We start from the raw sequence: 19,620 nt of genomic DNA on the forward strand, positions 1-19,620 counted from the left end.
CAATGCGCTTTGCCGAGAATGCACCCTAGTGGAGACCGCCGACGCCAAGCAGGCGATCAACAGTGTCATGGTCGTTTGCCAGGGCCGTCGGCGTGCCCGACCAGGCGATCCGGCCTCGCTCCATAACAATCACATGGTCGGCAAAGTCGAGCGCGCTCTGAATGCGCTGCTCGACGAGCAGGATCGTCATGTTGCCTGATTGTGCGAGCCGCGAGAAGGCGCCCATCAGCTCCTCACAGATCACCGGCGCCAGCCCCTCCAGCGGTTCGTCGAGAAGAAGCACGCTCGGCTGCCCTAGAATGCTGCGTGCGGTCGAAAGCATCTGCTGCTCGCCACCCGACAGCTGGCTGCCGAGGTTGCGGCGACGCTCCTTCAGCCGCGGAAACATTTCATAGGCTTCGTCGACGTCAGTCTTCGGCCGACCCTTCAATCCGACGAAGAGATTTTCCTCAACCGTCAGCGTCGGAAACACGTCCCGGGTCTGCGGAACATAGCCGAGGCCGAGGAGAGCGCGTGCCGCACTCGGCTCACGCGCGATGTCGCGTCCGCCAATCCGGATCGCGCCGCCATAGCGTTTGGTCTGTCCCGCGAGCGTTGCAAAAAGGCTTGTCTTGCCCATGCCGTTGCGGCCAAGAACGGCAAGACGCAACCCGGCAGCAACGGAGAAGGAGACGCCTTCTATGACGCGCGTCGGGCCATAGCCGGCCGACAGGTCTTCGATATCAAGCGGCGCTGCCGACATTCGCATAGCTCCCGAGATAAGCTTCCCGCACGCGGGCATCCTGTGTGACGTCCTGAGGCGATCCGTCGAATATCACGGTTCCGGCTGCCAGCACGATGACGCGCTTGGCAAAGCGAAACACCAGGTCCATGTCGTGCTCGATCATCAGCACTGCGAGCTCCGGCGGCAGCTTGTCCAGCGCCTGTTCAATACGTGCCGTTTCGCTTTGCGGCACCCCGGCAGCTGGCTCGTCGAGCAGCAGCACCTTTGGCCGCAACGCCAGCGCGAGCGCGATTTCCAGCAGCCGCTGCTGCCCATAGGCAATCTCGCGCACCTTCAGATGCGACAGCTCGAGCAAGCCGAGCAGGTGGAGGATATCCCGCACCTCGTCCATCACCTGCGGCATAGCCTGGTAGCGCCCGACCATGCGCCCAGACTTGCCTTCCCGCTGAAGGACCGCGAGCGCCACATGCTCCTCCGGCGTCATCTCGTAGAACAGGCGCGTTACCTGGAAGGATCGCACCAGCCCGAGGCGTACACGCTCCATGGCATTGCGCCGCGTCACCTCCTGGCCTGCAAGGCGGACGGTTCCGGAACTGGGAAGAAGGTTCCCCGTAACGAGATTGACGAAAGTCGTCTTGCCGGCGCCGTTCGGGCCAATGAGCGCCAGGCGGTCGCCCGCCGCAAGAGAGAGCGAAACGTTGTTGGTGACTGCGAGGCCTCCGAAGCTCTTGTTGAGGTTTTGGACTTCAAACAGGGGACTCATGCGCGCCCTCCCTTCACTCTTTGGACGAGGGCGGCAGCGGTCCCATAGAGACCTCTCGGCGCGAAGAGCACGACCGCAATCAGCAGAGCGCCGACCATCGTGAGCCAGTGGAAGGGATTGGCTGCGGAAACGACATCTTCAAACCACATGAAGGCAACGGTCCCGACCAGCGCGCCGTAGAGGCTGCCCGTTCCGCCGAGCACCAGCATCACGAGCGACTCCGCCGAGAGCGTGAACGACAGGCTGTCCAGCCCGACCACCTGGGTGGAGATGGCGGTGAGCGCACCGCCGATCCCCGCCACGACGCCGGAGATCACATACATCCGCAGCAGCACCGATTGGACCGAAGCGCCCATGGCCGAAATGCGCAGCGGATCCTCCCGCACGCCACGGGCCAGCATGCCGAAGGGCGAGCGCACGAGGAGCTGCAGGAGGACGAAGACGATCAGCAGGAGAGCCAGCCCGTAAATATAGGCCGTGCGCCCCCAGAGGTCGAACTCGAACAAGCCAAGCAAGGCCGTCGGCGCGATGCCGGAGAGGCCATCGCTGCCGCCGGTCCAGGAGGATGCCTTGTTGGCGGCTTCGTGGAAGAGGTGGATCACCGCGATGGAAAGCACCAGTTGCGGCAGGCCATGCGCGCGCAGGATGATCAGGCCCGAGATCAATCCGGCGACGGCACCCGCCAATGCGCCTATGAGAGTCATCAGCAGCGGATCAGAAGCTCCGTAATGCGCCGAAGCAATCCCCGCCGCGTAAGCACCGGCTCCGAACAGGGCTGCGTGACCGAGCGTTGCGACGCCGCAATAGCCTGTCACAAGGTCGATCGACAGCACCAGCAGGGCAATCGCGATGATGCGCGTCAAAAGCGCCAGGTTGTTTGGGAACAGATAGTAGCCGATGATCCCGATCACGATGATGGTGGCGATGCCGGCCAGGCTGCCGACGATATTTCGGCTGGCCGGTGCGCCGGCCGCAAGTGTTTGATTCATGCTGGCCGCCATTATTTAAACCGCCCTGCAAGGCCGCGCGGGAAGAGGATGACGATGATGATCACCGCAAGGTAGAAGAAGAACTCACCATACTCAGGAGCGAGGTAGCGGCCGGTTGTGTCGATTGCGCCGAGCAGAAGACAGGCGAGCAGCGCGCCGGGGATAGAGCCTGCTCCGCCCACCGAGACGACGACGAGGAAGGTGACCATGTAGCGAAGCGCGTAATAGGGCTCGACCGGAAGAAGCTCGGCTCCGACAACGCCGCCAAGGGCAGCAAGACCGATCGCCACCGCGAAACTCACCGCGTAAACGAACTCGGTTCGCACGCCGAGCGCCGCCGCCATGGCCGCATTGTCGACTGCAGCACGCAGCTTGATCCCGAACGCCGTCTTCTCGATCAGGAACCACAGCGCTGCCGCAACCAGCAAGCCGCAGATGATGGCAAAGATCCGATGCGTTGCGATTGACCGGAAGCCGAGATCCGCCGAACCGCGCAGAGTGTCCGGCAGCGGGATCGTCTTCAGCGTCGGCCCGAAGACGAAGTTGGCGATGCCGATGATGCAGAAGGTGATGCCGATCGTCATCAGCACCTGCGTGAGCTCTGGCGCACCGTATATACGCCTGTAGAGCAGCCGCTCGATTGGGATGGCAATCAGCACCGTGCCCGCCACCGCAAGCAGCACCGCCGCCGCATATCCGAGCCCGAGGTCGCGCGCGGCATAGGACGCGATATAGCCGCCGATCATGGCAAATGCGCCATGAGCCAGGTTGACGACGCGCATCAATCCCATCGTGACGGAAAGGCCGATCGAAATCACGAACAGAACCATTCCGTAAGCCAGCGCGTCGACGGCTATGCTGAACACGGTCTGCATCGGCGCCACTCTCTCCCATTCTTGCGATCAGGCACGCAACCGCTCAAGGTTCCGCGCCTGATCCACTGTATAGCTAATGTTACTTCGCAGCTTCGAGACCCGGATCGCCCTGCTTCTCGAACGTCTGGATCTCCTTGTTGAAATAGGATCCGTCATCAGCCTTTGTCACTTCGCGCAGATAGATGTTCTGCATGATGTGGCGGCTTTCCGGATCGATGGTCACCGGTCCGCGCGGGCTCGTCCAGGACAATCCCTTTACGGCCTCGACCGCCTTTTCCGCATCCTGTTCGCCACCCGTGGCTTCGATCATCTTTGCGATCACATGCATGCCATCAAATGCGCCCACGGCCGGAAAGGAGAGCTCGGCCGGATTGCCAATGGCCTTCTGTGCCGCAGCTACGAACTCCTTGTTCTCCGGAGAGTCATGCGAGACTGCGTAGTGGAATGTCGTCTGCATGCCGAGCGCCTGGTCGCCAAGAGCCGGAAGGTCAGATTCCTGGGTGAGGTCGCCTGGTGCGAAGAGCTTGATGCCGGCATCCTTCAGACCGTTCTGGTTGAATGCCTTGACGAAGCCAAGCGTAGTCGGACCCGACGGCAAGAATGCAAAAACGGCTTCCGCACCGGAATCCTTCACGCGCTGCATGATCGGCGAGAAGTCGTTGGTCGACAGCGGCATGCGGATCGCCTCGACCACCTCGCCGCCTTCCTTCTCGAAGGCCGTTTTGAAGGCGTTTTCGGCGTCAACACCCGGACCATAGTCGCTGACGATGGAGATGACCTTGTTGACGCCTGCATCCTTGGCAACCTTGGCGATCGGCGTCGATGTCTGCCAGGTCGTGAACGAGGTGCGCACCACATAAGGGCTCTTCGTGACGATGGCCGAGGTCGCGGCATTCATCACCACCATCGGCACATTGCCCTGTTCGAGAATGGGGGTCGCTGCCATCGCGTCCGGCGTGAAGTAGAAGCCGGCGAGATACTGGACCCCTTCCTTGACGACCAGTTCCTGCGCCAGCGCCTTCGACTGCGCCGGATCCGGCTGCGGCACGTCGCGATAGATGACCTCGATCGTATCGTCGCCGACGGTGTTACCGTGGAGCGCAAAATAGGCGTCGATGCCCGCCTTGAAGTTCTTGCCCTGCAGGGCAAACGGGCCGGAAAACGGTCCGATGACGCCGACCTTGATTGTGTCGGCATAAGCGGCGCTCGACAGAACGACGGCCGCAATGGTTGCAGTGATGAGCTTCTTCATGTTTCCTCCCTGTGCCGACCGTCCGTGTGCGGACGTCCTCTTATCAGCTTTCTGGTGCTTCAACCTTGCCACACGAAGTGGTAATGTAAAATGAAATACTGGCCAACATCCATATCCTGTAAGTTATGAATGTTGAGAGCCGAGCGAACGGATATCGGTCAGAAGCTCCGTTGCGATCCGCAACGCCGCACCCGCTGCCATCACCATCTGCGGCAGAATGAGCCACTCCAGCGTCCATGCGGCACCGGAGCGTTCCTGTTCGTGAACCAGCGAATGATGCAGACCGGATACCTGCGTGGCATTGAAGCGCGCGAGTGATACCAGCACCTCCGCCCCGACCGGGTTCTGCTTATGCGCCATCGCAGACGATCCGCCTCCGCCGGAAAGTTCAATCTCCCCACCGGACTGCGCCAGCAGGGCAATATCCTGCCCGAGCTTTCCCAGGCTCCCCGTGATCAGCGACAGCAGGCCCGCGAACTCTGCAACGCGATCCCGCTGGCTTTGCCACTGCGGCTCATCAACAAGGCCAAGTTCGCTGGCGATCGCAAGGCGGATGACCGCCCCCTTCTCCCCAAGTTTGTCCAAGTTCCCCACAGCGCCACCCAACTGAACCGGAAAGCCTTCGGCGGCAAACTGCTCCACCCGCTGGCGATGGCGCAGCAGCGGCTCCCGCCATGCGCGAAGCCGATCCTCGACGGTGATCGGCAGCGCAGCTTGCATGCGCGTGCGACCCATCATCCCGTGCGATCCGAATTGATCCTGAAGCCTCTGCAAGCCTTCGGCGAGATCCGAAAGGCGCCCCAGAAACATGCGGCAGACCTGCTGCAGCCGCAGCATCAGCCCCGTGTCGATCACGTCCTGGCTGGTGGCACCGAAATGAACATACCTCTCGTACTCCGTGCCGACCGCCAACCGCAGCTGCCTGACGAGCTCCGGCACGACCACGCCATCCTTGGCCGTCCCTGCGCACAATGCGGACATGTCCGGGACGAAGGTGGTGCACACCTCCCCGATCCGCTCGGCGGCGGCAACGGGAATAAGACCGGCCGCCGCCTCTGCATTGGCGAGCGCTCGCTCAAAGGCGAGCATGGCGGCAATGTCTGCCTCCACGGAAAAGAAGCCGGCCGTCTCGTCGTCCCCCAGGAGCGCCGAAAGAAACGGATGAGTGAAGGCAGAAGAACTCATGATGGTCCGATCAGATGTCGAAGAAGATCGTTTCCTTATCACCCTGCAGATGGATGTCGAACCTAACTTCGTTCCCCTCGCGCTTGCCGATCAGCGTCGGAACCCGGACTCGGTGCTCGATGCGCGCCAGGATCGGATCCTCCGCATTCGCCTGCTCCTCGTCGGAGAAGTACATGCGCGTGTTGAGCCCCAGGTTGATGCCACGCGCGACAATCCAGAACGTGACATGCGGCGCCATCAGTCGCCCATCACGAAACGGTAGGCGGCCAGGTTTGATGGTCTCAAAGACAAATTCGCCCGTGTCCATGTCACCCGGGCAGCGAGCCCACCCAAAGAAGTTCGGATCCGCCTTTCCCCGCGTCTCCGACGGGCTGTTGTAAAGCCCATCTGCATCCGCCTGCCAGATTTCCACCAGCGCATCTTTGAGCGGGGTGCCGGCGCCATCGATCACCTGTCCGCGGATGGTGATCCGCTCACCTCGCGTCTGATCGTTCACGAGGGAACCCGAGCCGAGATCCTTGTCGTAGACGCCGTGGATGCCGGTGAAGTTCGGCGTGCAGCCGATGTGCACATAGGGACCCGCGGTCTGGGAGGCGGATTCCTTCAGATAACCGAGTGGCTGAGCCATGTCAGTTTCCCTCCTTGCGGTTCTCAAACAGTGTCGAGCGACGCCCGCGCAGCACGATGTCGAACTTGTAGGCCCGCATGTCGTGCGGGATCGTGTTGTTCATGTCGAGCGGTGCAATGAGGCGCTTGATGGCTTCTTCGTCCGGAATCGTCTTCACGATCGGGCAGATCCAGATCAACGGATCGCCCTCGAAATACATCTGCGTGACGAGACGCTGAGCAAATCCGTGGCCGAAAACCGAAAAGTGGATATGAGCGGGCCGCCAATCATTAACGCCATTGGGCCAGGGATAAGGGCCAGGCTTGATCGTCTTGAACCAGTAGTAGCCGTCCTCGTCGGTGACCGTCCGACCGAATCCGCCGAAGTTCGGATCGAGCGGCGCAAGGTAAGTTTCCTTCTTGTGCCGATAGCGCCCGCCGGCATTGGCCTGCCAGAACTCCACCAAGGCACCGGCGACACCGATACCGCGCTCGTCCAGGACGCGGCCATGGACCAGAATGCGCTGGCCGATAGGCCCCTCGCCCGGCTTCGCATAATTAACGATGAGATCGTTATCGGATTCGTTGAGGATGTTGTGGCCGAAGACAGGGCCTGTGATTTCGCTCTTCGTCCCCTCGAGCGAGATCAGGGCGCGCTGCGGCGAGCGAAGGACCGTGGTCTTATACCAAGGCGTGTACGCAGGCGGGTGCATGTCCCGGTCGCGTGCGAAGAAGGGTGTGGTCTCAGGCGGTGCGTTTCTCATCAGCGTCTCCCCCGGTGTCTGTCCCGGCCTCCATTTCCGAATAGACCGACTTGGCGATCTTGAAGGCATGATTGGCGGCCGGCACGCCAGCATAGACTGCCACATGCATCAGCGCCTCACAGATATCAGTCTTTGTCGCGCCGGTCCGGGCCGTTGCACGAACATGCATTGCGACCTCGTCATAGTGGCCTCCAGCTGCCAGCAATGCGATCGTTACGATTGACCGTTCCCGCTTTGAGAGCCCGGGACGCGACCAGAGGGAGCCCCAAGCGCCCTCGGTGATGAACGTCTGGAACGGCTTGTCGAACTCCGTCTCGTTTGCCAGAGCGCGATCCACATGCGCCTCGCCAAGGACCTCACGTCGCGTTGTGAGGCCCTGACGATATCGGTCGGTTTCACCTGTCTTGTCCGTCATCATCTCAGTCCTTGACGTCGTTGATTATGAAGCTTCTCACGGCGGCCGCGAACGCCGCCGGTGTTTCGGCGCAAGGAATATGCGCTGCACCCTCGATCACTTCATATTGAGCGCCGGGGATGAGGTTCGCCAGAGACCGCACGAGATCCGGAGGCGTCGAGCCGTCCTGATCACCGACCACGCAAAGAACCGGCACGCGGATCGTCCGAGCCTCCTCGGTGAAATCTGCGTCGCGGATCGCAGCGCAGGTCCCGGTGTAACCTTGGGTCGGTTGGCGAAGCAGCATGTTGCAATAGGCGCTGTAGGCTGCATTGTCCGGCCGACGGAACGGCTCCGTAAACCAGCGGACCATAATGTCGTCGAGGATGGACGCGATGCCACCGTCTTCGATCGCGGCGATCCGCTTGTTCCACATCTCAGGCGTGCCGATCTTATGTGCCGTATCGGCAAGCACCATCGCCTTCACCAAGTCCGGGCGCTGTGCATAAAGTCCCTGCGCAACCAAGCCACCGACGGAGAGACCGCACAATACGACGTCGGAGTACTCCAGATGGTCGAGCAGCCCGACAAGGTCGGCAACATGATCTCCTATGCCGTAGGGCGGACTGGCGAGGTCGGAAAGCCCGTGGCCACGTTTGTCGTAGGTCACCACAGTAAAATCTTCGGCCAGCTTCGGCACCACCAGATGCCAAATCCGGCTGTCTGTCCCGAGCGAATTGATCAGCACGAGCACTGGGTTATCGGGATCGGTCGCCGTCACTTGATAGGCAATCGTGACGGCGTTGATGCGTACAAACTGCATGTCTCATCTCCTCCCCAAAAGACATTGCCGCACGGAACTGGTTAGGTAAAATGACTTTGAAGCCGTTTTCCTTAACTCATGGGTTATGACTGTTGATCGACTCCCGCGTCAAATTTCGTCATCTGCATACATTTCTAGAAGTTGCGCGCCAGAAGAGCGTCGTCAAGGCGGCGGAACTGCTGCATGTCAGCCAGCCGGCGGTGACGAAGACGATCCGCGAACTTGAAGAGGCACTCGGCGTACCCGTCTTCGAGCGGGAAGGCCGCGGTATCCGCATCACGCGCTACGGCGAGGTCTTTCTTCGGCACGCAGGCGCAGCCATAACCGCCTTGAGGCAAGGGCTGGATTCGGTTTCACAGGAACTGTCCGATGCCGCTCCGCCCGTCCGCGTTGGCGCTCTGCCGACAGTCTCAACGCGGATCATGCCGCGCGCGATGACACTCTTCCTTCAGGAAAAGACGGGCAGCCGCATCAAGATCGTCACCGGCGAGAATGCAGTTCTGCTGGAGCAGTTGCGGGTCGGGGACCTGGATCTGGTCGTTGGACGGCTTGCGGCACCGGAGAAGATGACGGGTTTCTCTTTTGAGCACCTCTATTCCGAACAAGTCGTCTTCACCGTACGTCCCGGCCATCCGCTGCTCGCAAGGGGCGGATCAGTCTTCGAGACGCTGGAGCAATACCCGGTGCTGATGCCGACCCGGGGCTCGGTGATCCGGCCCTATGTCGAGCAGTTGCTGATCGCTAACGGCATCGGTCGGCTGCCGCTGCAAGTGGAGACAGTATCGCACGCCTTCGGACGCGCCTTCACCCGTTCGAGCGATGCGGTCTGGATCATTTCGCAAGGGGTCATCTCGGACGACTTGGCAGAAGAGCTACTCTGCGCCTTACCCGTCGACACGAGCGAAACTAAAGGTCCGGTGGGGCTTACGCTCAAGGCAGACATACCGACCTCGGCACCTCAGGCCATCTTGATGCAGACCATCCGCCAAGCGGCCGAAGAGATCGTGCCGCGCAGCTGACACACGAGCTTTAGGCGCTTTGCTGGTGTTTCAGCAGCGCATCGCGGCGAAGCAGCATGCCGTAGAGGTCCCGGGGCTCGTCGGGGTCTGCAAGAAGATCGAGCTCCGTAAAATGCCGGGTCCCCGCCAGCTTGTCGCGAACATAGCGCAAGGCGGAGAAGTCTTCGGTCGCGAAACCCACGCTGTCGAAGAGCGTGATGTGCCCCTCAGATCGACGGCCCTCAGTCTCGCCATATATCACCCGCCAAAGCTCCGTTACCGGATGATCGACAGCCAGCTGCTGTATCTCGCCCTCAATCCTGGTTTGCGGTGGGTATTCAACGAAGATATCGGATCGCAGAAGGATGTCTCGATGCAGCTCGGTCTTTCCCAGGCAGTCGCCACCGACGGCGTTGATGTGGATGCCTGGCCCGACCATGTTGTCGGTGAGGATGGTGGCATTTTGCTTGTCGGCCGTCGCGGTGGTGATGATGTCGGCGCCTTCCACAGCCTCCTCTGGCGTGCCGCAAGCGATGATGTTGAAGCCGAGCCCGGAGAGGTTGCGCCTGCAACGCTCTGTCGCCGACGGGTCCAGATCGTAAAGCCGGAGCGTGTCGATGCCGAGCAGGGCTTTGAAGGCACGCGCCTGGAATTCGCTCTGGGCACCATTGCCGATCAGCGCCATGGTCGTGGAATCGGTGCGCGCGAGATAACGAGCAGCCACTGCGGAGGTCGCGGCGGTCCTAAGTGCCGTCAGGATTGTCATCTCCGAAAGAAGCAGCGGGTAGCCGCTCTCCACTTCGGCAAGAACGCCGAAAGCGGTCACCGTTTGGCGACCGCTTCGAGTGTTCTTCGGATGCCCATTCACGTACTTGAAGCCGTAGAGGCGGCCGTCGCTCGTCGGCATGAGTTCGATCACACCTTCCGCCGAGTGAGAGGCAACGCGTGGCGTCTTGTCGAAGTTCTCCCAGCGCCGGAAGTCTTCCTCGATGTACCGGGCAAGCTCCGCGAGAAAATGATCGATGCCGATCTCCAGTACCAGATCCATCATGTTCTCGACGCTGACGAAGGGCACCAGGTTCAGGTTTTCGGTCGCCATCAGAAGCTCCTCGTCGGTCGATCGAGGACCTTTCGACCCATCAGGCTGGCTGTCAGGTCGACGAGCAGCGTCGCGGTCCGTCCCCTTTCGTCGAGAAACGGGTTGAGTTCCACAAGATCAAGGCTGGAAACGAGGCCGCTATCGTGCAGCATTTCCATCACCAGATGCGCCTCGCGGAAGGTCGCCCCGCCAGGAACGGTGGTGCCGACGGCCGGCGCGACGGCAGGATCAAGAAAATCGACGTCGAGGCTGACATGCAGCAGTCCATTGGCCTGTTCAACGCGCTTGAGGAAGCCACGCAACAAAGCCGCTACGCCGTGTTCGTCGATGGCTCGCATATCGTGAACCGTGATACCGTTCCTGGCGACTGCAGAGCGCTCTGCCGGATCCACGCTGCGGATGCCGATCATGCAGACATTACCTGGATCAACGCGGTTGGACACAGGCGGGAACAAGCCTTCAAAGCCGGGCTGACCCGTGAAGTAGGCGACCGGTACCCCATGCAGGTTGCCGCTTTCGGTCGTGTCCAGCGTGTGAAGATCGGTGTGGGCGTCGAGCCAGAGCACGAAAAGGGGCCGGCCCATTTTTGCCGCCCGCCGGGCAAGCCCCGCGACCGTTCCCGCTGAAAGGGCGTGATCACCGCCAAGAAAGATTGGCGCGCCATCGACGCTTTCCTTGTAGGCGACCTGCGTCAGCAGTTCTGTCCAGGCAATGATCTCCCCAAGATGGTGGATTGCTTGATTGGAATGCTCAGCCTCTTTGGCATTGGGCGGCTGAATATTGCCAAGATCGCTGACCTGATGGCCGAGCTCGCGAAGGGCATGGGCGAGACCGGCCACCCTTAGCGCGCTTGGCCCCATCTCGCATCCAAGGCGAGAAGCGCCTTCCTGCAACGGAACACCAATTAACTTGCAATGCATCCTGTTCTCCTTCACGACGAGGACATCACAAGCACGCGGCAGATTGAACAGGATGATTTGCCATATATCGAGGGAAATCTTGCCAAAATGGTAGGGAGGCGGCTTCAATTTGAGATGGACGAGCTTGATGAAAAGCTGATTGCGCTTCTCCGGCACGACGCCCGGCGAAGCATCTCCGACTTGGCAATTGAGACCGGCACGTCGCGTGCAACGATACGCAGCCGCATCGGCAGGCTGGAGAAGAATGGCAGCATCATTGGTTACACTGTCATCCTGCGGTCGGACGCAGTGGAAGCGCCCGTTCGTGGTATAATGATGATCGAAATCGAAGGGCGTGTGACCGATCGCGTTATCGCGTCACTGGGAGCATTCCCTGACATCTCGTCCATCCACACCACCAATGGCAGGTGGGACTTGATCGTGGAATTGAGTGCCCCGACGTTAACCAGCTTCGACGCGATACTACGGCGCATACGGCTGATCCCCGGGATCACAGCCAGCGAAACGAGCCTCCTGCTCGCAACGCCACGGAGCACCAAGGCCCGCTTGGCCTAGTTGCAAGTTTCCGGGAATGCCCGATGGAGATCTTCTGTGGTCCGGCAGACGACCTCGTCGGCGTGAAGCGTAACCGCTACGTTGTCGGCCACGTTCAACGTCTCTTCGAAATGAACTGGAACAGCTGAACCGTTCTTTCGAAAGAGGGTCGCTTCATGTCGAAACCCATGTTTCAGGAGCCAGTCGCGTGGAGCAGTCAGACTGAGCGAGACGCGAATGGCTCCGTCATCACCTTTGACCGCTTTGATCTTGTACGAGGCAGGTGCGCGTTCGTTCCCTATGGCGATTTCGCCAGGGTAGCTGGCTTGCGTGAGATGTTCGCTCATGCTCTCGTGCTCCTCTCCGTAGAATGTCGCAAGACAAACCCCTCGACGGAGGAGTTGGTTCCGGCAAGGGCGAGTGCGCTTCGTGTCAGGAACCCGTCCTTCACCAGACGTAAGGAGTAGAACGAATGCACGACCGGGAGGTACTGGCTGATCTTTTTCGAGCCGCCGTCGCTGCAGCTGATCCGCTGGAGGGGATCCGCAGGCATTTGCCGCAGGCTCCCGAAAAAGGCCGCACGGTTGTTATCGGCGCCGGAAAGGGAGCTGCGCAGATGGCTGCTGCTCTCGAAAGCTTGTGGCCTCGACCGCTTTCCGGGACGGTTGTCACCCGTTATGGCTATGGCTGCCAAACCCGAAACATTCGGATAATCGAGGCCGCTCATCCGGTTCCCGACGAAGCAGGGATTGCAGGGGCCGCCGAGCTACTCCGTGAGGTTCGGGAGCTTAATGCAGATGATCTGGTGATCGCACTGATTTGTGGGGGCGCATCGGCTCTATTGCCTGCTCCGCCGGCAGGGTTCGAACTCACTGACGAGGTGGCACTGAACGAAAGCTTGCTTGCCTCCGGTGCTCCGATCGGAGTGATGAACACGATCCGCAAGCACTTCTCAACCGTGAAGGGCGGCCGCCTTGCCGCCGCCACCCGCGCCCGTGTCGTAACGCTCATCGTCTCGGACATCCCAGGTGACAATCCTGCCCTTGTCGGCTCTGGCCCTACCGTCCCGGATCCCTCCACACGAGAGCATGCCCTGAACCTGGTGACGCAATACCGAGTCCAACTGCCGGAGGCGGTTCTGAGGCATTTGCACTCCTCCTCAGCGGATGCTCCACATTCAGACGACCCCGCGTTCGACCGCAACAAACACCATGTCATTGCCTCAGCAGGCCTATCCTTGGAGGCCGCGGCAAGTCTGGCCGGAAAGCATGGTCTCCAGGCTCATATCCTGTCGGACTCAGTCGAGGGCGAGGCGCGTGACGTCGCCCTTGTACATGCGGCGGTCGCCCGAGAGGTTGCGTCTCGCGGGCGACCGTTCCAAGCTCCTGCCGTGCTGCTTTCAGGTGGAGAGACAACCGTCACCCTGGACAAGCAGAGCGGCAGAGGCGGACGCAACGCGGAATTCGCTTTGGCGCTGGCGCTTGCCGTCGATGGTTACGAGGTGATGGCACTTGCTGCGGATACCGACGGCATTGACGGCACTGGAGACAATGCCGGCGCCTTTTGCGACGGCACAACCATCAGACGCCTGAGGGCGTCAGGCATCGACGGACGGACCCTCCTGTCCCGCCACGACAGCTACTCCGGGTTCGAAGCAATCGGCGACCTCTTCTTCACTGGCCCTACGGGTACCAATGTGAACGATTTCCGCGCTATCATCATTCGATGAGGCCGATCCATTCAGCCTCTGGCGCTCCGCGCGGCGAAAGGCGCCTGGGGTCCACCCAGTCCTCTTTCGGAAACACCGCGTGAAGTAACCTGCGTCCGCAAAGCCGAGATCGCCCGAAATTTGCTGGATGGTAGCAGGTGTAAACACCAAAGCCCGGCGCGCCTCATCCATCACCCGCGACATGATCAGGTCATGAACGGTTGATCCTGTCACCTCCCGTGCGACGCGATTGAGGTGCGTGGCTGACATATTAAGCCTGCGGGCATATTCCGCCACGGGGAGGCGGGTACGAAAGCTCCTCACGATCATTTCGGTGAGAGCCTGTACCTTCGCTTGACGAGGGTCTTCCAGCATCCGGTCTCGCGGCGCGGCAAGTCGACCAAGAAGCATAAGCGATGTGGCGAGATGGAGCTGGATCAGATCATCTCCATCCAGTCTGCGCGCTTCGAATTCTTCTGCAATTCGGTTGATCGTGGCTTCCAGATAGGCCCCGTCACCATGGGCACGAAGGCTGACCAACTGCGGATCCTTTAAGCTCGTGGCGACGCGCAGATGATCATCCGCGGCGATGCGTGGATGATCAGCCACAGCAGTGATGACTATACCTTTCACATCATGGGAAAAGCGATAGCCATGACTGACCCGGGGAGGCATCAACATAATGCAGGGTGGCGTCAAAGGCACCCTTCCGCTCTCGAGCAAAGCATCACCGACGCCATCGCAAATGTACAAGAGTTGGATGAAGTTCTCGTGGCGATGCAAACCAATCTCCCATCGATACGCACTGCTGCGCGCGGCGATCGTTTCGCAATGGATCCAGAAATCGGGGCTTTGAGAGATCTGCTCACCGTAAAGACCATAGGTGGGGACGTGGGTGCTCACTCTCATCCTTTCTTCTCGATGTTCGTTTTGTCCCACGGGAAGACCTTAAAGTCCATTTCCCGCCGATGGTGTGCCGATTAGCATTTGCCAACTCGTTGGGGAGGTGTGATGCGCACTCAAGTTGCAATTATCGGCTCTGGTCCGTCTGGCCTGCTTCTCGGTCAACTGCTGACCAATGCCGGCATAGACAACATCATCATCGACAGGGCCAGCAAGGATCATATCCTTTCACGCGTGCGCGCCGGCGTCCTCGAGGAGGGGATGGTTGGTTTGCTGGATCGCACTGGGGCCGGTGAACGCATGCATAGAGAAGGGCTCCCACACGAGGGAGTTTCCCTGGCTTTCGACGGTCGGACAAAGCGCATTGATCTGTTTGGGCTTACCGGCAAACGCGTTATGGTCTACGGCCAAACCGAAGTCACCCGCGACCTTATGGACAAACGCGAAGCAAGCGGTGCGCTTTCGATCTTCGAAGCGGGCGATGTGGTTCTGCACGACTTCGACGGCGACCAACCTCATATCACCTATAAGAAGAACGGCACCACGCACCGGATCGACTGCGCCTTGATTGCGGGCTGCGATGGCTATCACGGCGTCAGCCGAAGGTCGGTCCCCAAAGCCGCTATACAGACCTTCGAAAAAGTCTATCCGTTTGGCTGGCTCGGTATCCTGACCGACGTGCCGCCAATTAGTCACGAGCTCATCTACGCAAATCATCCACGCGGCTTTGCGCTTTGTTCGATGCGATCTTCCACCCGCAGCCGCTACTATATCCAATGCAGTTTGGACGAGTGCATCGACGAGTGGAGCGACGATCGCTTCTATGATGAATTGCGCCGCCGTCTTCCCGCCGAACAAGCGGAACCCCTGGTGTGCGGACCTTCGTTCGAGAAGTCTATCGCGCCGCTGCGATCCTTCGTGGCAGAGCCGATGCGGTTTGGCAGCTTGTTTTTGGTCGGAGACGCAGCCCATATCGTACCGCCGACGGGTGCAAAAGGACTCAACCTTGCGGCCAGCGACGTTCACTATCTTTTCGAGGGTCTACAGGAGTTCTTTGGCGAAAAGTCGCGCTCCGGCATTGACGCCTATTCGGAACGAGCCCTGAAGCGAGTCTGGAAGGCGGAACGCTTTTCGTGGTCGATGACGATGATGCTTCATAGATTTCCCGACACGGACGCTTTCAGCCGGAAGGTCCAGGAGGCGGAACTGGACTATCTCGTTCAATCGCGGGCGGCATCGACGGCTCTCGCGGAAAACTACGTGGGGCTGCCATATTAAGGTGCGGCCTATGGCTCCGTATACCCCAACGCACGAATCCGGATGTCTCCGCCAGCAGGGCTTTGCGAAAAGAAGAGACCGCCTCTAGAACTCGACCGTCCGGGAACGTAGTCGAAGGTGGTTTCGGCAGTTTCCGTTACCTGGCCCCCGCGTATCAATTCGCCCCTGACCTTCACGGCGGCGGCTGTGGAAGTACCGTCATTGAAAATCTCAAACTCGACGCGAAATCCGTCTTTCACAACCTGCGTTGCAAGGTTCTCCACGCGAAATTCGGGCGCCGTCTCCTGATGAAGGATCGCTTCACCAGCAATCCAACCCGTCATGGCTATGATAAGGACAGCAGAGACCGCGCCTACAAGCCACTCCAGCCAGTGCGGTTGAGTGGATTCGGTACTCCTGGACTTTGACGTGACGGTCATTTCGAACTCTAAAGAATTAGCCGCGCCGCAGCGGCACCGACGGCACCCGGAAATCCAAGAACGATCGCAGACATCAAAATTTGCGCGGGAGTGGTATCGTCCAGACGCCCCAAGGTCCAGAGCACGTAGAGGCTCATCAAAAGCGCAACAACATAACCCGGCAAGGTGAACCTGATGAGGGCGTGCCACCGCGGTGTTCCGACAGTGAGTTGATGGGCGCCGCGGAAGGCAACAGCATAGACAAAGGCGTGCATTACAAGAATCGAAAGAGCCACGGTCGCAGTAGCGTGCCAAGGCGTCATCTTGTATGAAATGAGAATGATCTCTTCGGTAGGGGCGACGTTGAGGCTGAGAAAGAGCGCTCCAATGGCCATCATGAAAAGCTCTCGACCGTAGCTGGTGGAGAAATCATTCTCGTTCTGGTCGTCGCCTGCGGAAGAGCTTTGATCTTCTCCTCCTAACTGAGACCGGCCTAGCAGCGCGCCGATGCTGGCAGGGACTGCTTGGATCACTATCTTTCCCACGATATCGGTAGGGGGCATACCGAGCTTCGCTATCCCGAGCAGAGTGAGTACCGCTGCGCTCATCGCGATCGCGATACCATAGGCAATGACTGCATCACGAAGCGCTTGGCTCCACGTGAACGTTTCTTCAAAGCCAATCCGGTGCGCCAGGACGACAAGCAGCGGCAAATTGGCAAGCAGCAGGATAAGCAGCCTGTATCGTTCCATGTAGAACCCGAGGAACCAAAGCTCCATGGTCATGAGCATAGGTAGACCGAAGATGAGGGCACCGGCCGCGCCTCGCGCGACGCCCTTCAAGAGGCGATCTGCATCGGCGTCAATTTGACGTCTCTCGTTTTGCCGCCCGTCCCCGACTACCATGCTGATGAAGCCTCTCCACGCGACTATCGGCCTCGCCCCGATGAAGAAAAGGTAACCGGCAACAGCACTTCGTCAAGCCAGAGGCTGATGGCATCGGACGTGTAGCATCCACGGGGTGTCACGACAGGCGCATTGGTTCTGGACAAAGCAGCTTCAGGCGCCGCGGCCTTGGCGCCGCCTCAACTACGTGACGCTTCCGGAGCCCTACAATGTGTGCGCCAGAATCAGCCTGAAGCAGCATCCACCCTCACCCTCAAGGCTCGATTTAATTACCTATTTCCTTAGAATGACCCACAAAGCGTGAATGATCCCGGGCAGCCATCCGAACAGGGTCAACAGGATGTTGAGCCAGAAATGCAGGCCCAAGCCCACCTGGAGAAACACCCCGAGTGGCGGCAGCAGAATGGCCAGAAGAATGCGAATGATGTCCATCGGATGGTCCTCCGTCGTCGATTGGAGGAATGACAACGTGCCAGGTCGCCACAGGTTCAACGGCGAGGAGGCTGCAGGAACGTAATACAGAAGGGAACGTTGTAGCCGCAACAGGAGGCAATCATGATCATTCGCTCTGGCGGCTGCCTCTGCGGAAACGTCAAATATTCTGTCAAAGGCCCGCCGCTCAGGGTAGGACTATGCCATTGCGCCGTTTGCCGGAAGGAAAGCGGCTCTGCCTTCGTCACCTTTGCGGTGTGGCCTGCCCACTCGTTCGAAACCGCGGGAGAGATAGCAATCTTCGGCGGACGTGGGTTTTGTCGAAGCTGTGGCTCGCGCCTTTTCAATCCGCAGGACGGTGAAGTGGAAGTACGCCTCGGGTCTCTTGATATGGCTCCGACTGACCTTGCTCCCACCTACGAGATCTGGGTGAAGCGCCGGGAAACATGGTTACATCCCCTCGCAGGGCTTGAGCAGTTCGAGGAGGATCGCGGTGAGTGACCTTCTGGAAAAAGCGCAGAATATCGCCACTCAGGCACACCAAGGCCAGCTTAAAAAGACGGGCGGCCTCGTCCTTGAACATGTCGCACGCGTCGCGGCGAGCGTATCGGGCAGAGAAAAGAAAACTGTCGCTTGGCTTCACGACGTGGTGGAGAAGGCTCCAGAGTGGACGCTGGCACGCTTGCGTAAGGAGGGCTTCCCGGAAGCGATTTTGCTTGCTGTCGACGCTCTAACCAAAAAACCAGGGGAGAGCCACGAAGACCTGGTTCGTCGAGCTGCCGAGAACGATCTTGCTCGATCCGTGAAACGTGCAGATCTGACTGACAATCTCGTCGAGGCAGAGCGCACGGGGCATGATCCGGAGAAGTATCGGGCAGGCCTTCGCATCCTTGATTGCTGAAGGCCGGAACTTTGAGCCCAATGGCTCGTTCGGCGCCCTCGAGACGAGGTGCCGCAACAGGAGGCAGAGGCATGGAACTTCAGGCGCGTGTGGCACTGGTCACAGGAGGCGGATCCGGCATCGGCAAAGCGACTGCCGTAACCTTTGCTCAACAAGGAGCCAAGGTCGGCGTTCTGGGCCGTACTCGAAGCGAATTGGATCGAACGGTGAAAGAGATTGAAGCTCAGGGTGGGATCGCCGTTGCTCTTGAAGCCGATGTGTCAGACGAGGAGGCGTTGCGGGCGGCGGTGGCACAGCTATTGAATGCCTACGGGCGGCTGGACATTGTTGTCGCCAACGCCGGGATCAACGGCGTCTGGGCACCGATCGACAGTCTCACGCCGGATGAATGGGACAAGACAATCCGGATCAATCTGCGCGGAACCTACCTCACGCTTCACTTGACCGTCCCGCACATGGAGGCCCAGGGCGGCGGCTCGATCATCATCGTTTCTTCCATTAACGGAAACCGCACGTTCACCTCACCCGGTGCCACACCGCCTATTCGGCGACCAAGGCAGCACAGGTTGCGATTGTACAGCAACTAGCCGTCGAACTCGGTCAGCACAAGATCCGCATCAACGCTGTCTGCCCAGGCAAGATCGACACCGAGATAGACGACAATACTAAACTACGTGAAGAAGATAAGACCGCGGTCCCTGTTGACTGGCCTGAAGGAGACATTCCACTGACAGAGGGGATACCCGGAGCGGCGATGGACGTTGCAGATGTTCTTTTGTTCCTTGCATCACATCGCGCCCGGCACGTAACCGGCGTCCCGATCTTTGTAGATGGGGCCCAAAGCCTGCTGAGGTAGGCACGTCATCAATGATGCAAGCCTAAGAATTTGAAAAGCCCTTCCCAGAGAGGAAGGGCTTCCATACGACGAGAGGTCAGCGATCCTGCTGATATCCCTGGTTGGTCGTATTGATCTTGCTGTTACCCTGCTGCCCCTGCTTGTCGAAGTTCTTTTGACTAGGGTCCGTGGTCCGGCCCTCGGACGCACTAGCCGAGGCCGGCTCGCCGGGACCCTTGTGGCTGCGGTTTTCTTCGGGGATGGGCGGGAGCTTGCTGTTCATCTCGGCCTCCTTGCTTGGTTTCACTAGGCTAACCAATCAAGGCCGTTGATG

Annotated in this window: 23 protein-coding genes and 2 pseudogenes; 7 read left to right on the top strand and 18 right to left on the bottom strand. The window is 59.8% G+C overall.

Features of this window, described 5'->3' with window-relative positions; all coding sequences use genetic code 11:
• Window positions 1–25: 25 nt before the first annotated feature.
• From LXM96_RS15535 to pcaD, 10 genes are all read right to left on the bottom strand, one after another.
• Window positions 26–742 (bottom strand): ABC transporter ATP-binding protein, encoded by a 717-nt coding sequence (locus tag LXM96_RS15535; RefSeq protein WP_239999467.1) that lies wholly within the window; start codon window positions 740–742, stop codon window positions 26–28.
• Window positions 723–1,487 carry an ABC transporter ATP-binding protein gene (locus tag LXM96_RS15540; RefSeq protein WP_239999468.1) on the bottom strand — a complete coding sequence of 255 codons (765 nt, stop codon included), beginning with the start codon at window positions 1,485–1,487 and terminating at the stop codon, window positions 723–725. The genes LXM96_RS15535 and LXM96_RS15540 overlap by 20 nt, the downstream gene beginning before the upstream one ends.
• Window positions 1,484–2,488 carry a branched-chain amino acid ABC transporter permease gene (locus LXM96_RS15545; protein WP_394801972.1) on the bottom strand — a complete coding sequence of 335 codons (1,005 nt, stop codon included), beginning with the start codon at window positions 2,486–2,488 and terminating at the stop codon, window positions 1,484–1,486. Before LXM96_RS15545 ends, LXM96_RS15540 begins: the two co-directional genes overlap by 4 nt.
• Entirely contained in the window at window positions 2,488–3,351 is an 864-nt protein-coding gene (locus LXM96_RS15550; protein ID WP_239999470.1) for a branched-chain amino acid ABC transporter permease, read from the bottom strand. Before LXM96_RS15550 ends, LXM96_RS15545 begins: the two co-directional genes overlap by 1 nt.
• Before the next feature lie 79 nt (window positions 3,352–3,430).
• A complete protein-coding gene (locus tag LXM96_RS15555; RefSeq protein ID WP_239999471.1) occupies window positions 3,431–4,603 on the bottom strand; it encodes an ABC transporter substrate-binding protein in 1,173 nt (390 codons plus the stop codon).
• Between the two features lie 123 nt (window positions 4,604–4,726).
• Entirely contained in the window at window positions 4,727–5,788 is a 1,062-nt protein-coding gene (locus LXM96_RS15560; protein WP_239999472.1) for a 3-carboxy-cis,cis-muconate cycloisomerase, read from the bottom strand.
• Window positions 5,789–5,798: 10 nt separating this feature from the next.
• Window positions 5,799–6,416, bottom strand: a complete 618-nt coding sequence (gene pcaG, locus LXM96_RS15565) for a protocatechuate 3,4-dioxygenase subunit alpha (RefSeq protein WP_239999473.1) — start codon at window positions 6,414–6,416, stop codon at window positions 5,799–5,801.
• 1 nt (window position 6,417) lies between these two features.
• Window positions 6,418–7,158 carry a protocatechuate 3,4-dioxygenase subunit beta gene (gene pcaH / locus LXM96_RS15570; RefSeq protein ID WP_239999474.1) on the bottom strand — a complete coding sequence of 247 codons (741 nt, stop codon included), beginning with the start codon at window positions 7,156–7,158 and terminating at the stop codon, window positions 6,418–6,420.
• A complete protein-coding gene (gene pcaC / locus LXM96_RS15575) occupies window positions 7,139–7,573 on the bottom strand; it encodes a 4-carboxymuconolactone decarboxylase (protein WP_239999475.1) in 435 nt (144 codons plus the stop codon). The genes pcaH and pcaC overlap by 20 nt, the downstream gene beginning before the upstream one ends.
• 4 nt (window positions 7,574–7,577) lie before the next feature.
• Window positions 7,578–8,375, bottom strand: coding sequence for a 3-oxoadipate enol-lactonase (pcaD, locus tag LXM96_RS15580; protein WP_239999476.1), 798 nt, complete (start codon window positions 8,373–8,375; stop codon window positions 7,578–7,580).
• 92 nt (window positions 8,376–8,467) lie between these two features.
• On the opposite strand from pcaD, the gene pcaQ reads away from it, so the two are divergent.
• Window positions 8,468–9,394, top strand: coding sequence for a pca operon transcription factor PcaQ (pcaQ, locus tag LXM96_RS15585; RefSeq protein ID WP_239999477.1), 927 nt, complete (start codon window positions 8,468–8,470; stop codon window positions 9,392–9,394).
• Window positions 9,395–9,404: 10 nt separating this feature from the next.
• Here the strand turns inward: pcaQ and LXM96_RS15590 are convergent, their stop codons facing one another.
• Complete coding sequence (locus tag LXM96_RS15590) at window positions 9,405–10,472, bottom strand: ornithine cyclodeaminase (protein ID WP_239999478.1); 1,068 nt, start codon at window positions 10,470–10,472, stop codon at window positions 9,405–9,407.
• Complete coding sequence (gene rocF / locus LXM96_RS15595) at window positions 10,472–11,392, bottom strand: arginase (RefSeq protein WP_239999479.1); 921 nt, start codon at window positions 11,390–11,392, stop codon at window positions 10,472–10,474. Before rocF ends, LXM96_RS15590 begins: the two co-directional genes overlap by 1 nt.
• 114 nt (window positions 11,393–11,506) lie before the next feature.
• On the opposite strand from rocF, the gene LXM96_RS15600 reads away from it, so the two are divergent.
• The gene (locus LXM96_RS15600) at window positions 11,507–11,947 is read left to right on the top strand and encodes an Lrp/AsnC family transcriptional regulator (protein WP_239999480.1); all 441 of its coding nucleotides are present in this window, start codon (window positions 11,507–11,509) and stop codon (window positions 11,945–11,947) included.
• On the opposite strand, the gene LXM96_RS15605 is transcribed toward LXM96_RS15600, so the two are convergent.
• Window positions 11,944–12,273 (bottom strand): hypothetical protein, encoded by a 330-nt coding sequence (locus LXM96_RS15605; RefSeq protein ID WP_239999481.1) that lies wholly within the window; start codon window positions 12,271–12,273, stop codon window positions 11,944–11,946. The two genes, LXM96_RS15600 and LXM96_RS15605, sit on opposite strands and share 4 nt — an antisense overlap.
• A gap of 125 nt (window positions 12,274–12,398) precedes the next feature.
• On the opposite strand from LXM96_RS15605, the gene LXM96_RS15610 reads away from it, so the two are divergent.
• A complete protein-coding gene (locus LXM96_RS15610) occupies window positions 12,399–13,655 on the top strand; it encodes a glycerate kinase type-2 family protein (RefSeq protein WP_239999482.1) in 1,257 nt (418 codons plus the stop codon).
• Between the two features lie 42 nt (window positions 13,656–13,697).
• Here the strand turns inward: LXM96_RS15610 and LXM96_RS15615 are convergent.
• Window positions 13,698–14,543 (bottom strand): annotated as a pseudogene (locus LXM96_RS15615) (helix-turn-helix domain-containing protein); the annotation flags it as partial.
• Window positions 14,544–14,645: 102 nt separating this feature from the next.
• On the opposite strand from LXM96_RS15615, the gene pobA reads away from it, so the two are divergent.
• Entirely contained in the window at window positions 14,646–15,815 is a 1,170-nt protein-coding gene (gene pobA, locus LXM96_RS15620; RefSeq protein WP_239999483.1) for a 4-hydroxybenzoate 3-monooxygenase, read from the top strand.
• An 8-nt stretch (window positions 15,816–15,823) separates the two neighbouring features.
• Here the strand turns inward: pobA and LXM96_RS15625 are convergent, their stop codons facing one another.
• From LXM96_RS15625 to LXM96_RS15635, 3 genes are all read right to left on the bottom strand, one after another.
• Window positions 15,824–16,234, bottom strand: a complete 411-nt coding sequence (locus LXM96_RS15625; RefSeq protein WP_239999484.1) for a TIGR02588 family protein — start codon at window positions 16,232–16,234, stop codon at window positions 15,824–15,826.
• Between the two features lie 8 nt (window positions 16,235–16,242).
• A complete protein-coding gene (locus LXM96_RS15630) occupies window positions 16,243–17,118 on the bottom strand; it encodes a TIGR02587 family membrane protein (protein WP_239999485.1) in 876 nt (291 codons plus the stop codon).
• A 273-nt stretch (window positions 17,119–17,391) separates the two neighbouring features.
• Window positions 17,392–17,550, bottom strand: coding sequence for a YqaE/Pmp3 family membrane protein (locus LXM96_RS15635; RefSeq protein ID WP_239999486.1), 159 nt, complete (start codon window positions 17,548–17,550; stop codon window positions 17,392–17,394).
• A 123-nt stretch (window positions 17,551–17,673) separates the two neighbouring features.
• Between LXM96_RS15635 and LXM96_RS15640 the strand changes: the two genes are divergently transcribed.
• From LXM96_RS15640 to LXM96_RS15650, 3 genes and pseudogenes are all read left to right on the top strand, one after another.
• Window positions 17,674–18,051, top strand: coding sequence for a GFA family protein (locus tag LXM96_RS15640; RefSeq protein WP_239999487.1), 378 nt, complete (start codon window positions 17,674–17,676; stop codon window positions 18,049–18,051).
• Window positions 18,044–18,451 carry a metal-dependent phosphohydrolase gene (locus tag LXM96_RS15645; RefSeq protein ID WP_239999488.1) on the top strand — a complete coding sequence of 136 codons (408 nt, stop codon included), beginning with the start codon at window positions 18,044–18,046 and terminating at the stop codon, window positions 18,449–18,451. The genes LXM96_RS15640 and LXM96_RS15645 overlap by 8 nt, the downstream gene beginning before the upstream one ends.
• Window positions 18,452–18,522: 71 nt before the next feature.
• Window positions 18,523–19,307 (top strand): annotated as a pseudogene (locus tag LXM96_RS15650) (SDR family oxidoreductase).
• Window positions 19,308–19,383: 76 nt separating this feature from the next.
• On the opposite strand, the gene LXM96_RS15655 reads toward LXM96_RS15650, so the two are convergent.
• Window positions 19,384–19,569 (bottom strand): hypothetical protein, encoded by a 186-nt coding sequence (locus LXM96_RS15655; protein WP_239999489.1) that lies wholly within the window; start codon window positions 19,567–19,569, stop codon window positions 19,384–19,386.
• Window positions 19,570–19,620 lie beyond the last annotated feature (51 nt).

The organism is Rhizobium halophilum (genome assembly GCF_021648825.1).
Classification (GTDB): Bacteria; Pseudomonadota; Alphaproteobacteria; order Rhizobiales; family Rhizobiaceae; genus Neorhizobium; species Neorhizobium halophilum.

Bases quoted from the DNA above. Each gene is read 5' to 3' on its own strand.
- LXM96_RS15540 (WP_239999468.1), bottom strand. From the start codon at position 1,487: ATGAGTCCCCTGTTTGAAGTCCAAAACCTCAACAAGAGCTTCGGAGGC.
- LXM96_RS15550 (WP_239999470.1), bottom strand. From the start codon at position 3,351: ATGCAGACCGTGTTCAGCATAGCCGTCGACGCGCTGGCTTACGGAATG.
- LXM96_RS15635 (WP_239999486.1), bottom strand. From the start codon at position 17,550: ATGGACATCATTCGCATTCTTCTGGCCATTCTGCTGCCGCCACTCGGG.
- LXM96_RS15535 (WP_239999467.1), bottom strand. From the start codon at position 742: ATGTCGGCAGCGCCGCTTGATATCGAAGACCTGTCGGCCGGCTATGGC.
- LXM96_RS15560 (WP_239999472.1), bottom strand. From the start codon at position 5,788: ATGAGTTCTTCTGCCTTCACTCATCCGTTTCTTTCGGCGCTCCTGGGG.
- LXM96_RS15555 (WP_239999471.1), bottom strand. From the start codon at position 4,603: ATGAAGAAGCTCATCACTGCAACCATTGCGGCCGTCGTTCTGTCGAGC.
- LXM96_RS15600 (WP_239999480.1), top strand. From the start codon at position 11,507: ATGGACGAGCTTGATGAAAAGCTGATTGCGCTTCTCCGGCACGACGCC.
- LXM96_RS15605 (WP_239999481.1), bottom strand. From the start codon at position 12,273: ATGAGCGAACATCTCACGCAAGCCAGCTACCCTGGCGAAATCGCCATA.
- pobA (WP_239999483.1), top strand. From the start codon at position 14,646: ATGCGCACTCAAGTTGCAATTATCGGCTCTGGTCCGTCTGGCCTGCTT.
- LXM96_RS15655 (WP_239999489.1), bottom strand. From the start codon at position 19,569: ATGAACAGCAAGCTCCCGCCCATCCCCGAAGAAAACCGCAGCCACAAG.
- pcaG (WP_239999473.1), bottom strand. From the start codon at position 6,416: ATGGCTCAGCCACTCGGTTATCTGAAGGAATCCGCCTCCCAGACCGCG.
- LXM96_RS15625 (WP_239999484.1), bottom strand. From the start codon at position 16,234: ATGACCGTCACGTCAAAGTCCAGGAGTACCGAATCCACTCAACCGCAC.
- pcaC (WP_239999475.1), bottom strand. From the start codon at position 7,573: ATGACGGACAAGACAGGTGAAACCGACCGATATCGTCAGGGCCTCACA.
- LXM96_RS15545 (WP_394801972.1), bottom strand. From the start codon at position 2,488: ATGGCGGCCAGCATGAATCAAACACTTGCGGCCGGCGCACCGGCCAGC.
- LXM96_RS15630 (WP_239999485.1), bottom strand. From the start codon at position 17,118: ATGGTAGTCGGGGACGGGCGGCAAAACGAGAGACGTCAAATTGACGCC.
- LXM96_RS15610 (WP_239999482.1), top strand. From the start codon at position 12,399: ATGCACGACCGGGAGGTACTGGCTGATCTTTTTCGAGCCGCCGTCGCT.
- LXM96_RS15590 (WP_239999478.1), bottom strand. From the start codon at position 10,472: ATGGCGACCGAAAACCTGAACCTGGTGCCCTTCGTCAGCGTCGAGAAC.
- pcaD (WP_239999476.1), bottom strand. From the start codon at position 8,375: ATGCAGTTTGTACGCATCAACGCCGTCACGATTGCCTATCAAGTGACG.
- pcaH (WP_239999474.1), bottom strand. From the start codon at position 7,158: ATGAGAAACGCACCGCCTGAGACCACACCCTTCTTCGCACGCGACCGG.
- LXM96_RS15640 (WP_239999487.1), top strand. From the start codon at position 17,674: ATGATCATTCGCTCTGGCGGCTGCCTCTGCGGAAACGTCAAATATTCT.
- rocF (WP_239999479.1), bottom strand. From the start codon at position 11,392: ATGCATTGCAAGTTAATTGGTGTTCCGTTGCAGGAAGGCGCTTCTCGC.